The organism is Bradyrhizobium sp. NC92 (genome assembly GCF_025200865.1).
Taxonomy (GTDB): Bacteria; Pseudomonadota; Alphaproteobacteria; order Rhizobiales; family Xanthobacteraceae; genus Bradyrhizobium.
The window spans coordinates 3,575,941-3,587,912 of the sequence record NZ_CP104171.1 but is presented as its reverse complement, the minus strand read 5'-3'; the positions used below and the strand labels follow the sequence as shown (position 1 = coordinate 3,587,912).

Below are 11,972 nucleotides of genomic sequence, written 5' to 3'. Positions count from 1 at the left end.
CCTCCAATTTGAACTCGCTTATGACTTCTATCTCAGACCGTCTTCGCCCTTGATCTCCGCAACCGTCAGCCCGCCGACGCGCGGCAGCGGACGGCCGCTGTCGGTGACGGCGACCGCGACCATGATCTCGTTGGCACGCGGCGCGTCGTTGATCTGCACTTCCATACCGTCGAAATGACTGCGCACGAAGGCCGCGTCCTTGTGCCCGAGCGGGATGTCCAGCGTCGTGCCCGGACCGCTGCGCTTCTTCGACGAGGGGATCAGCGCCGCGCCCTTGCCCAGAACCTTGCGCACCGGCGCGCCCATCTTGGGGTGGAGGATCGCGGCGGCATGCTCCAGCTCGCCGTTCTCGCCGACCGCCGCGGCCTTGCCGTAGCTGTGCGCCTTGGCGCCATCGATGCCGAGCGCCGCCACCGCGCGTTTTGACAAGAGCTCGCCCAGCTCCTCGCCGATCGCGATCAGCGGCGAAAGATCCTCGACGTATTTTCCGGCAAACGGATTCTCGATGACGGCAATCGCCGCAGCACGCCGGGTCGGCGGTGATACCTGTCGGCCCATCTCCATCTGCGTCTCTTCGACGACAGTGACGATCTTGCGGATGATCGCGCTCATGGCTGCTTCCTCTGGACACTTCCCTGCTCAGGCATGAACCGCGTTCTCCAGCTGACGCGAGTGCGATTCCAGCCGCTCAATATCTTTCGGTCCGATGACAAGCATATCACCACAAAGCTGCAGCACGGCACCCTCGATCAGCCGACGATCGAATAAATGCCGTGCACATTCTGCGCCAGATTCGAGCGCGGCGGCGATCTCATGGTGAGACAGCTCGCCGACATCGCGCGTCACGAGGCGCCCGCCCAGATCGCTGTCAGGCTGAAGCGCGTTCGCAGGCTTGCGGATGATGGCGGGATGTCCGGGAAGATCGACGGCATTGGCGATCACGGTCGCGGCCGCATCGGCTTGCGAAGCGGTCGCCGCCAGCACGGTCACGGCATCGGCGATCCCGAGCGAAAAGCTGCGGCCGTGCCGGCCGCTGGTCGCAACGCCCCGCACCGGATCGTCCGCATCGATCCGCATCGTCCGCATGACGCCGTCGCGGCCGGGGCGATCCATCAGCCCGACCGAAAACTGCTCGCCCTTGCCGAGATGCAGCGCGATGTCGCCGCCATTGTTGACGTAAGCCCGATCGAGCGTCGCAGCGCGCAGCATCGCAGCCAGAATTTCCTCCGCGACGCTACCGGCAACGGCCGCCATCGGCGTGATGAAGCAATCGGCGGCATAGGGCACCACCGCGGCATGCATGCGGCGCGCGACGACGCCCTTTAGCGACGTCCGCCTCCCGGCGCCGGACCGCAATTCGGGCAGCTCTGCGCAAAGCTCGTCGAGCAATCCGGTGAACCGCAGCGCCGCAGCCTCATAGGCGGCCCGCACCGCATCCGCACGTCCCCTCGCCTCGACGATCAGATCGATCGGTCCATCCTGCAAATGCAGCCGCCGGCCATCAGACAGCAATGCGATTTGCGGGCGCCTGGTCATTTGCGGGGCCCCGGAATCGGGTTCTGCCAGGGCAACTGGCGGACATCGTCGCCGTTCTGCACCTCGGAGAGCGGTTTCACATAATCCATGTGTCCGCCGAGCGCGGCATAGTCGGACAGCTTCATCGTGAACTCGATCGGCGCGACAAGGGCCGGTGTCGGCACATAGCCGAACGCGCCTGACGGCATCTGCGTCACGTCGACCATGTAGGTGATGCCGCCGCCGGGCCAGACATAGACCGGCGCGCCGCCGCTGGTGACGCGCGTCAGCGCATCCTTGACCGAGCGCGTCAGCCGCACCGGGTTGTCGGTGACGCCGGCGCGCAGCGAGCCGCCCGCGCCTGCCATGAACAGCACCGTGCACAGCGCGGGCTCGCAGTTTTCCTGGATCCGCTCGACCGAGAACTTCAAGTCGGCCGGCATCTCGGTCTCGACCGGCTTCAGGGCCTCGTCGAGCACGTAATAGGACGAATGCTCGCCGGTGGTGGAGACCATCAGCATGGTCAAACCGGGCTTTGCTTCCTTGGCATCGAACGAGCCCAGGATCGACAAGGGATCGGAGATGTTGGTGCCGCCCCAGCCCGTGCCCGGATCGGCCACCTGGAAATAGCGGCCGGGCGTCGAGCGGCGGCCCTTCATCTTGATGCCGGTGTCGGCGATGTCGAGCAGCTTGCCGGCCTGGTGCTCCGAGAGCACGCCGGTGATGTGGTCGTCGACCACGACGACCTCGTCCACCTTGCCGTGCCATTGCTTGGCGAACATGCCGATCGTCGCCGAGCCGCAGCCGACGCGCATGCGCTCTTCCTTCACGCCGTTGACGATCGGCGGCTGGCCGGCCTGCACCACCACGCTGGCGCCGCCGTCGATGGTCAGCTCCACCGCCTTGCAATTGGCGAGGTCCATCAGCGTGTCGCAGGTGACCCGGCCCTCCTTCTTGGAGCCGCCGGTGAGATGATGCACGCCGCCGAGCGACAGCATCTGCGAGCCGTATTCGCTGGTGGTGACATGGCCGACCGCCTCGCCCTGCGCGCGCACGGTCGCAGTCTCCGGGCCGAGATAGCGGTCGGTGTCGATCTTCACCTTGATGCCGCAATAGGAGAAGATGCCCTCGGTGACGACGGTCACCATGTCGACGCCGTCGACCTCTGCCGAAACGATGAACGGCGCCGGCTTGTAGTCGGGATAGGTCGTGCCTGCGCCGATCGCCGTCACGAAAGTCGAGGGCTCATGGACGATCTTGCCGTCCCAGTCCTCGGTGCGGCTGAACGGGACCAGCTTGCCGCCGTGCGAGACGGTGCGCTCAAGGATGACGTGCGGATCGACGCGGACGAGCTTGCCGTCGTGATTGGCATAGCGGTCGCAGGCCCCCGCCGCGCCGGGCTTGATGTAGCACATCACCGGACAAGCATCGCAGCGGATCTTGTCGATGACGGCGCTCGTCGTTTCTGTCACCATGTCGGAGCCGGCGGACATCGCAGTTATCATTCGTATACGAACGATGTTGCGCGCGGTGCCCCGGGGCTGTCAAGCGGCGGTGCAGCGCAAAAGATGCCGCTGCCGCATAAAACCTCATTTGCCTATCCGCTCTGTCCACAAAGAAGGCAATCGCGCTGCAGTGCGGCATGCACGGCTTGCACGTTTGTGTACAAACGGTATCGTCGCGACGTCGAATTTTCGCGATCGCATGATTTTGGGTTTGTCTCTTGGCTTTGTCTTGGGCTTGGGAACGAGGATGACGCAGACACCGATCCGCCTCACCGTGAACGGCAGGATCCACGAGGTCACGGCAGCGCGGGACACGCCGCTGCTCTATGTGCTGCGCAATGAGCTCGCGCTGAACGGCCCGAAATACGGCTGCGGCTTGGGGGAATGCGGCACCTGTACTGTCCTGATCGACGGACTGGCGGCACGCTCCTGCGTGATTCCGGTGACCGGCTGCGCCGGCCGCGACATCGTGACGCTCGAAGGCCTCGGCACAAGCGACAAGCCCGACGTCGTGCAGCAGGCCTTCATCGACGAGCAGGCCGCACAATGCGGCTATTGTCTCAACGGCATGATCATGACCACCAAGGCGCTGCTCGCGATCAATCCGCGGCCGTCCGAGCAGGAGGCGCTGGCGGCGCTGCGCTACAATCTTTGCCGCTGCGGCACGCATGTCGAGATCCTCCGCGCGGTGATGCGCGCCTCTAGCCAGCTCACCGAGGCCGCAGATTGATGGCCTCCTATGTTTCGAACGGAGCTGAGCGCGCAGGTTCGCTCATCGTCGCCCGCAGCGTGGACGAGGTCACATCCGAGACCTTCGTCCGCATCACCGCGGACGGTTCGGTCACGGCCTATAACGGCCATGTCGATCTCGGCACCGGCATCCGCACTGCGCTGGGCCAGATCGTCGCCGAAGAGCTCGACGTGTCCTTTGCGCGCGTCGTCGTCGTGCTCGGCGACACGGCCGTGGTACCGAACCAGGGCGCGACGATCGCGAGCGAGACCATCCAGATCACCGCCGTTCCCCTGCGCAAGGCCGCAGCGCAGGCGAGGCACTTCTTGATCGCACGCGCGGCCGAACGGCTGGAACTGCCGGCCGCCGATCTCGAGATCGAGGACGGCCTCGTGCGCGGACATGACAACCGCAGCGTCAGCTATGGCGAGCTGATCGCCGGCGAAGAGATCCGGCTCGAGCTCGAAGACGACGTCGCCGTGAAATCTGTCGGCGATTACGCCATCGTCGGCCACTCCGTCCCGCGTGTCGACGTGCCAGCCAAGGCCACGGGCGAATTGACCTTCGTCCATGACATCCGCGTACCGGGCATGCTGCATGGCCGCGTGGTGCGCCCGCCCTATGCCGGTGTCGATGCCGGCCCGTTCGTCGGCACCAGCCTGCTCGCGGTCGACGAATCCTCGGTGCGCGACATTCCCGGCATCGTCGCCGTCGTCCACATCGGCGATTTCGTCGGTGTCGTTGCCGAGCGCGAGGAGAATGCGATTCGCGCCGCCGAACAGCTCAAGCTGAGCTGGAAGCCGACGCCCTCCCTCACCGATCTTGCCGATGTCGAGACCGCGCTGCGCGCCAATCCGTCGACGCCGCGCACGCTGATCGACAAGGGCGAGGTCGACAAGGCAATTGCGGGCGCGGCCAAGCCGATGCAGCGCACTTACGTCTGGCCGTATCAGATGCACGCCTCGATCGGCCCGTCGTGCGCGGTTGCCGATTTCCAGGACGGCAATATCCGCGTCTGGTCGGGCACGCAGAACCCGCACGTGCTGCGCAGCGATCTGGCGCTGCTGATCGAGCGCCCCGAGAGCGAGATCGAGGTGATCCGGCTGGAGGCCGCCGGCTGCTACGGCCGCAACTGCGCCGACGATGTCACCGCCGATGCGCTGCTGCTGTCGCGCGCCGTCGGCCGTCCCGTCCGCGTCCAGCTGACGCGCGAGCAGGAGCACGCCTGGGAGCCCAAAGGCACCGCACAACTCATCGACGTCAATGGCGGCCTCGACGCTGACGGCGGCATTGCCGGGTACGACCTTGCCACGCGCTATCCCTCGAATGCCGCGCCGACGCTGGCGCTGCTGCTGACCGGCCGCCTTTCGCCCGAACCTGCGGTGCTCCAGATGGGCGACCGCACCGCGATCCCGCCCTACGATTACGAGCACATGCGCGTCGTCGCCCACGACACGCCGCCGATCGTGCGTGCCTCCTGGTTTCGCGGCGTCTCGGCCCTGCCGAACACTTTTGCGCATGAATCCTATATCGACGAGGCCGCAACCGAAGCCGGCATCGATCCCATCGAATATCGCCTGCGCTATCTGAAGGACCCGCGCGCGGTCGATCTGGTCAATGCGGTCGCCGAGCGCGCGGGCTGGATGCCGCGGCCGGTCCGCGAGGACAAGGACGGTGAGGTCGTGCACGGCCGCGGCTTTGCCTATGCGCTCTACGTCCACAGCAAGTTTCCGGGCTATGGCGCGGCGTGGTCGGCGTGGGTCGCCGACGTCGCGGTGAACAAGACGACCGGCGACGTCAGCGTGACGCGCGTCGTCGCGGGGCAGGACTCCGGGTTGATGATCAACCCGGACGGCGTGCGCCACCAGATCCAGGGCAACGTCATCCAGTCCACCAGCCGCGCGCTGATGGAAGAGGTGTCGTTCGAGCGCGGTGCGGTGGCCGCGCGTGAATGGGGCGCGTATCCGATCATCCCCTTCCCCGACGTTCCCAAGATCGACGTGCTGATACTGTCGCGGCAGGATCAGCCGCCGCTCGGCGTCGGCGAGTCCGCCTCGGTGCCGAGCGCAGCCGCGATCGCGAACGCCATCTTCGATGCCACCGGCGTGCGCTTTCGCGAGCCGCCGTTCACGCCTGAGCGAATCCTCAAGGGATTGCACGGCGAAGCACCGGCGACGCCGCAGTCCCTGCCCCCGCCCGCAGCCTCGCCTCCGTCTCGTATCTGGGAAAATCCGTTCGCCAAGCGCGCCGGCATCTTCGCAACGATTGCAGCCGTCTGCACCGCCGCGATCGGCATCGGCGCGGCGCTTCTTCCCGGCCGCGCGATCGCGCCGATCGCGCGGCCCGATGCGTCGGTCTATTCAGCGGCAACGATCGCGCGCGGAGAGGTGCTTGCCGCGCTCGGCAATTGCGCGGAATGCCACACCGAGATCGGCGGCGCAGCAAATGCCGGCGGTCGCGCCTTGGAAACACCGTTCGGCACGATCTACGCGACCAACATCACGCCCGACGTCGAGACCGGGATCGGCGCCTGGTCCTATCCCGCCTTCGAGCGCGCCATGCGCGATGGCCTGCATCGCGACGGACGCCAGCTCTATCCCGCCTTCCCCTACACGCATTTTGCAAAGACTGGCGATTCCGATCTGCAGGCGCTCTACGCTTACCTGATGGCGCAGCCTGCGGTGCGCGCGACAACGCCGGCCAACACGCTGGCCTTCCCGTTCAATCTCCGCCCGCTGCTGGCGGGCTGGAATGCGCTGTTCCACCGAACGCCCGACTTCAAGCCCGACCCCTCAAAGTCCGAGGCTTGGAATCGCGGTGCTTATCTGGTCGAGGGCCTCGGCCATTGCAGCGCCTGCCATTCGCCGCGCAACGCGCTCGGCGCCGAGCAACGCAACGCCTATCTCGCCGGCGGCTTCGCCGAGGGCTGGGAAGCGCCGTCGCTGACCTCGCTCTCGCACGCGCCGATCCCGTGGAGCGAGAATGAGCTGTACGCCTATTTGCGCACCGGCCATTCGCGTTACCACGGCGTCGCCGCCGGCCCGATGGCGCCGATCGTCCGGGACCTCAAGGCGCTGCCCGACCAGGACATCCGTGCGATGGCGGTCTATCTCAACTCGTTCAATGACACTGCGGTCGACCAACAGGCGCAGGATGCGCTGGCCGCCAAGCTCGAAAATGCAACGCAAGTGACCGTCGCCTCCTCCGCCGGCGCGCGCCTCTATCAAGGCGCCTGCGCCGTCTGCCACGAGGTCGGCGGCCTGCCGCTGTTCGGCACAAGGCCTTCGCTCGCGCTCAACAGCAACCTGCACAGCGCCACGTCGGACAATCTCGTACAGGTCATCCTGCACGGCATCGCGGAGCCCGTCTCGAGCGATCTCGGCTACATGCCCGCGTTCAGGAACAGCATGAGCGACACTCAGATCGAGGAGCTCGTCAGCTTCCTGCGCCGGCAGTTCGCGCCGGACAAGCCGGCCTGGACCGGCGTGCGCGAGACGATCGCAAAGGTGCGCGCCTCCGCCAATTAGGCGTGTTTCGTCACCTCCACCGGCGGCGTGCCGTGGGTGTGGAAGGACTCGATCGTCTTCAATCCCCAGGCCTGGCCCTTCTTGCGCTCCTCCTCGGTCCACACGATCGGCTTCCAGTCGGGCGCCAGGATAAGGCGTGCGCCGGCATTGGCGACTTCGACGCGGTTGCCGCCGGGCTCGTAGACATAGAGGAAGAAGGTCTGCTGGATCGCGTGCTTGTGCGGCCCGGTCTCGATGTGAATGCCGTTCTCGAGAAAAATGTCGGCGGCGCGCAGAATCTCCTCGCGACTGTCGAGGGCGTAGGTGACGTGGTGGAAGCGGCCCGGCACGCCCGAATGATCGAGCGAATAGGCGAAATCGTAGCTCTTGTTTGACATCGTCAGCCACATCGCGGCCTCACGGCCGTTGTTGAGCACGATCTGCTCGGTGAGGCGGCAGCCGAGATAGGTCTCGAAGAACTCGCGGTTGGCCTTGATGTCGACGGCAAGGCAGTTGAGATGGTCGAGGCGGCGGACGTTGACGCCGCGGGCGGGAAAGCGCTGCGCCTGGTTCTTCAGCGCGGGCTTGAGTTCGGGCGGCGCCTGATACCATTCGGTCTCGTAATAGAGCTCGACGATGTGGCCATCGGGGTCGCGGCAGCGAAAAGTTGGCCCCTGCCCCATGTCGCCGCCGATCCAGCCGATGTCGAAGCCGGATCCCTTCAGCGCGGCGACGCGCCGCTCCAGCGCCTGCTGGCTGCGCGCACGCAGCGCCATGTGGCCCATGCCCGAGGTCTTCGCCGCCGTGAGCTTGAGCGAATAGCGCTCGTAATCGTCCCAGCCGCGCAAATAGACCGACTCACCCTTCTGTCCGCTGACCGTCATGCCCATCACATCGACGAAGAATTTCAGGCTCTCGTCCGGCTTCGGCGTCAGCAGCTCCATGTGGCCGAGATGGGCGAGATCGAGGATCGGTTCAGGCTGCATGGTTTCCTCCTGGAGCATGGCTGCGATCCGCCTGTCCGGGCGGCGCAATTGAAACGCGCACGGCACAACGCGCGGGCGGGCCCTTGTGCGCGGGTGCCGACAGTGACGGACCTCATTTGTACTAATGTACAAATCATTAGGTCCCGTCAACAAAGCAACCAGCTTTGCTGCTGCGAACGGCGCCTGTCCGACCAATGGCGGTCCGCCGGACGAATGGGCCTGCTCGAATGGTAAATTCTTCCTTAAGGACCATCTCGGCCCCAAGGTCCGGAAATGCAGTATTTTCCCGGCGATTCCGCCCATGAGCAGGCATCGGCGACAAGTCTCCGGACCGAATTACCACGGATTTAACGGAGCGGGCGCGCCCGCCGTTTAACCGTTTGTGCAGCGACGGCCGGGCATAGTCCGGGCAAATCCCTTGCTCTTGCCAGGTTCATTCATCGTGACATCCTTTGGACGCGTGATTTCGGTTCGCGGATCGCTCGCCCGGGTCGGGCTTCTGGCGGAAAGCCGGATGCCGATCTCGGAGGTGCGGGCCACCGTTGGACGCTTCGTCAGCATCCGTTGCAGCAGTTCGGTCATCGTTGCGATGATCACGGAGGTCTCCTGCGAGAACCTGTCGGGCTCGGACAATTACATCGCGATCGCCTCGGTCGACCTGCTCGGCGAGATCCTCAATGCCGCGGACAAGGCCAAATTCCAGCGCGGCGTCACCAATTATCCGACCATCGGCGATGCCGTCGACCTGATCACCAGCCAGGAGCTGCGCACGATCTACGCGCCGACCGGCTCGGACCAGATCAATGTCGGCTTCCTCCAGCAGGACCGCTCGGTCATCGCCTATGTCGACGTCGAGGAAATGCTGTCCAAGCATTTTGCGGTGCTCGGATCGACCGGCGTCGGTAAATCGACCGGCGTCTCGCTGCTGCTCAACGAGATCCTGAAGGCGCGGCCGAACCTGCGCATCTTCCTGCTCGACGTGCACAACGAATATGGCCGCTGCTTCGGCGACCGCGCGCTGGTGCTCAACCCGCGGAACCTGAAGCTGCCGTTCTGGCTGTTCAACTTCGAGGAAATCGTCGACGTGCTGTTCGGCGGCCGCGCCGGCGTGCCCGAGGAGCTCGACATCCTGGCCGAGGTCATCCCGCTCGCCAAGGGCGTCTACACCCAGTACCAGAACGCCGACCGCATCGGCCTCAAGCGCATCGATCCCAAGCAGATCGGCTACACCGTCGATACGCCGGTGCCCTATCGCCTGGTCGACCTGCTGTCGCTGATCGACGAGCGCATGGGCAAGCTCGAGAACCGCTCCTCGCGCATCATCTATCACAAGCTGATCTCGCGCATCGAGGCGGTACGCAACGACCCGCGCTACGCCTTCATGTTCGACAACGCCAATGTCGGCGGCGACACCATGGCCGAGGTGATCAGCCATCTGTTCCGCCTGCCCGCCAACGGCAAGCCGATGACCGTGATGCAGCTCGCCGGCTTCCCGGCCGAGGTGATCGATTCGGTTGTGTCCGTGCTCTGCCGCATGGCCTTCGACTTCGGCCTGTGGAGCGACGGCGTCTCGCCGCTGCTGTTCGTCTGCGAGGAGGCGCACCGCTATGCCTCCGCCGACCGCAACATCGGCTTCGGCCCGACCCGCAAGGCGGTGTCGCGCATTGCCAAGGAAGGCCGCAAATACGGCGTCTATCTCGGCCTCATCACCCAGCGCCCCGCCGAGCTCGACGCCACCATCATCTCCCAGTGCAACACGCTGTTCACGATGCGCCTCGCCAACGACCGCGACCAGGCGCTGCTGCGCGCCGCGGTGTCGGATGCCGCCGCGAATCTGCTCTCCTTCGTTCCGTCGCTCGGCACCCGCGAGGTGCTGGCGTTCGGCGAAGGCGTGGCGCTGCCGACCCGCCTGCGCTTCAAGGAAGTGCCGCCGCACCAATTGCCGCGCGGCGAGGCCACCATCTCCAGCGTGCCGTCGGTCACCTCCGGTCACGACATGCATTTCGTCAGCGCCGTGCTCGAACGCTGGCGCGGCGCCACATCGCAGCGCGACGTACCGAACGACCCCGTGTTCTCGGCGCCGCCGGCGAAGACCATGTCCAGCGTCGAAGCGCCGATGCTGCAGCCGTCGATGGGCCTCGACCCGGACCGCTTCTCGCTGCTGAAGAAGCCGCTGCGGTAAGGCAAAGCTCTCTCCACCCCGTCATTGCGAGCGCAGCGAAGCAAGCCAGAGTCTTTCCGCGGAGGGATTTCTGGACGGCTTCGCTGCGCTCGCAATGACGGCGGATGGAGCGTCGCTCATAACTCACACGTTCGTCGCGGCCAGAACGGCTGGCACGTTGAGCCCGCCTTCCGCATCGACTATGGTTCCCGCCTAAAAGCCGGAACCATGCCCATGACAAAGACCGCCGCGCAACGCTTTCCCGCCCCCGCCCTCGACACGCTGCCCGACGACATCCGCACGCGCCTCCTCGCCGTGCAGGAGAAGAGCGGCTTCGTGCCGAACGTGTTCCTGACGCTGGCCTACCGCCCCGACGAGTTCCGCGCCTTCTTCGCCTATCACGATGCGCTGATGGAGAAGGACGGCGGCCTCACCAAGGCCGAGCGCGAGATGATCGTGGTGGCGACGTCGGCGGCGAACCAGTGCCAATATTGCGTGATCGCCCATGGCGCGATCCTGCGCATCCGCGCCAAAAACCCGCTCATCGCCGACCAGGTCGCGATCAACTACCGCAAGGCCGACATCACGCCGCGGCAGAAGGCGATGCTCGATTTTGCCATGAAGGTCTCGGCTGACGCGCAGCGGATTTCGGAGGACGATTTCGCCGCGCTCGCGCCGCACGGCTTCAGCGACGACGACATCTGGGACATCGCCGCGATCTCCGCCTTCTTCGCGCTGTCGAACCGGCTGGCGAATTTCAGGGGCATGCGGCCGAACGAGGAGTTCTATCTGATGGGCCGCCTGCCGAAGACATGATCGAGGCGCCATGACCGAGCTCGATTGGCCCGAAACCCTGCTGCGCCTCGGCACGGCGACGCTCGCCGGCGGCGCGATCGGCCTCAACCGCGACCTGCACGGCAAGCCGATCGGGCTGAAGACGCTCGGCATCGTCGGGCTCTCCACCGCGAGCGTGGTTCTGCTTGCGCTGCAGCTCGCCGAACCGGCCAGGGTCGTCGACGCCGCCAGCCGTGTCATCCAGGGCATCCTCACCGGCATCGGCTTTCTCGGCGCTGGCGTCATCGTGCACCAAAGCACGGGGTTTCGCGTTCGGGGCCTCACCAGCGCCGCCTGCACTTTCCTTGCCGCCTGTCTCGGCATCGTCTGCGGCGCCGGACAGTGGAGGATCGTCATCGTCGCCCTTGCGCTGGCCTTCGTCCTGCTGACGATCGGCCGCCGCCTCGAGCGCCGGCTGCATCGCATGCTTGGCGGCAAGGACGAGGCGCATGAGGTCGAAGGCGCCCCGGAAGAGCAGCACCGATAGCCGTCGGTTCGGCGGATTCTCCGTCAGCGCCGGCGGCCTGCGCGGTGCCAGTAGAACGCCGCAAGCCCAACCGGCAGCGAAAGAGCCAGCCACGACAGGCCGTCCCAGATCCCATCTCCGACGAGCGCCAGACCGAGCCCCACGGCGCAGACCAAGCCGACCAGGAGCGGCGCCCAGAACACGTCCCACACGCTTCTGTAGTGCCGGGCCAGGTTCGGAACGTCCGCCTTGGACACGGAACGACGCAT

At 65.8% G+C, this 11,972-nt stretch carries 11 protein-coding genes; 5 read left to right on the top strand and 6 right to left on the bottom strand.

The window, feature by feature from the left end; genetic code table 11:
* Positions 1–27: 27 nt before the first annotated feature.
* Genes N2602_RS16550 through N2602_RS16540 form a run of 3 tightly spaced genes read right to left on the bottom strand, consistent with a single transcriptional unit; the run spans position 28 to position 2,990 of the window.
* On the bottom strand, positions 28–612 hold the full coding sequence (locus N2602_RS16550; protein WP_025035619.1) for an amino acid synthesis family protein: 585 nt from the start codon (positions 610–612) through the stop codon (positions 28–30).
* Positions 613–639: 27 nt separating this feature from the next.
* Positions 640–1,536 carry a UPF0280 family protein gene (locus N2602_RS16545; protein ID WP_260383279.1) on the bottom strand — a complete coding sequence of 299 codons (897 nt, stop codon included), beginning with the start codon at positions 1,534–1,536 and terminating at the stop codon, positions 640–642.
* Positions 1,533–2,990, bottom strand: coding sequence for a 6-hydroxynicotinate reductase (locus N2602_RS16540; protein WP_260383666.1), 1,458 nt, complete (start codon positions 2,988–2,990; stop codon positions 1,533–1,535). Before N2602_RS16540 ends, N2602_RS16545 begins: the two co-directional genes overlap by 4 nt.
* Positions 2,991–3,267: 277 nt before the next feature.
* On the opposite strand from N2602_RS16540, the gene N2602_RS16535 reads away from it, so the two are divergent.
* The gene (locus tag N2602_RS16535; RefSeq protein ID WP_260383278.1) at positions 3,268–3,750 is read left to right on the top strand and encodes a (2Fe-2S)-binding protein; all 483 of its coding nucleotides are present in this window, start codon (positions 3,268–3,270) and stop codon (positions 3,748–3,750) included.
* Positions 3,750–7,277 (top strand): molybdopterin cofactor-binding domain-containing protein, encoded by a 3,528-nt coding sequence (locus tag N2602_RS16530; RefSeq protein ID WP_260383277.1) that lies wholly within the window; start codon positions 3,750–3,752, stop codon positions 7,275–7,277. Before N2602_RS16535 ends, N2602_RS16530 begins: the two co-directional genes overlap by 1 nt.
* Here the strand turns inward: N2602_RS16530 and N2602_RS16525 are convergent.
* Together N2602_RS16525 and N2602_RS16520 are read right to left on the bottom strand one after the other, a co-directional pair.
* Positions 7,274–8,242: a catechol 2,3-dioxygenase gene (locus tag N2602_RS16525; protein ID WP_260383276.1), complete on the bottom strand. Its 969-nt coding sequence runs from the start codon at positions 8,240–8,242 to the stop codon at positions 7,274–7,276. The two genes, N2602_RS16530 and N2602_RS16525, sit on opposite strands and share 4 nt — an antisense overlap.
* Positions 8,243–8,614: 372 nt before the next feature.
* Positions 8,615–8,839, bottom strand: a complete 225-nt coding sequence (locus tag N2602_RS16520) for a hypothetical protein (RefSeq protein ID WP_246708868.1) — start codon at positions 8,837–8,839, stop codon at positions 8,615–8,617.
* Here N2602_RS16520 and N2602_RS16515 point away from each other — a divergent pair.
* The 3 genes from N2602_RS16515 (at position 8,832) to N2602_RS16505 (ending at position 11,724) form a co-directional block, all read left to right on the top strand.
* Positions 8,832–10,424: an ATP-binding protein gene (locus N2602_RS16515; RefSeq protein ID WP_246708867.1), complete on the top strand. Its 1,593-nt coding sequence runs from the start codon at positions 8,832–8,834 to the stop codon at positions 10,422–10,424. The two genes, N2602_RS16520 and N2602_RS16515, sit on opposite strands and share 8 nt — an antisense overlap.
* A 213-nt stretch (positions 10,425–10,637) precedes the next feature.
* Positions 10,638–11,219, top strand: a complete 582-nt coding sequence (locus N2602_RS16510) for a peroxidase-related enzyme (protein WP_260383275.1) — start codon at positions 10,638–10,640, stop codon at positions 11,217–11,219.
* 10 nt (positions 11,220–11,229) lie between these two features.
* On the top strand, positions 11,230–11,724 hold the full coding sequence (locus tag N2602_RS16505) for an MgtC/SapB family protein (protein ID WP_260383274.1): 495 nt from the start codon (positions 11,230–11,232) through the stop codon (positions 11,722–11,724).
* Positions 11,725–11,747: 23 nt separating this feature from the next.
* Here the strand turns inward: N2602_RS16505 and N2602_RS16500 are convergent, their stop codons facing one another.
* Complete coding sequence (locus N2602_RS16500) at positions 11,748–11,972, bottom strand: hypothetical protein (protein ID WP_260383273.1); 225 nt, start codon at positions 11,970–11,972, stop codon at positions 11,748–11,750.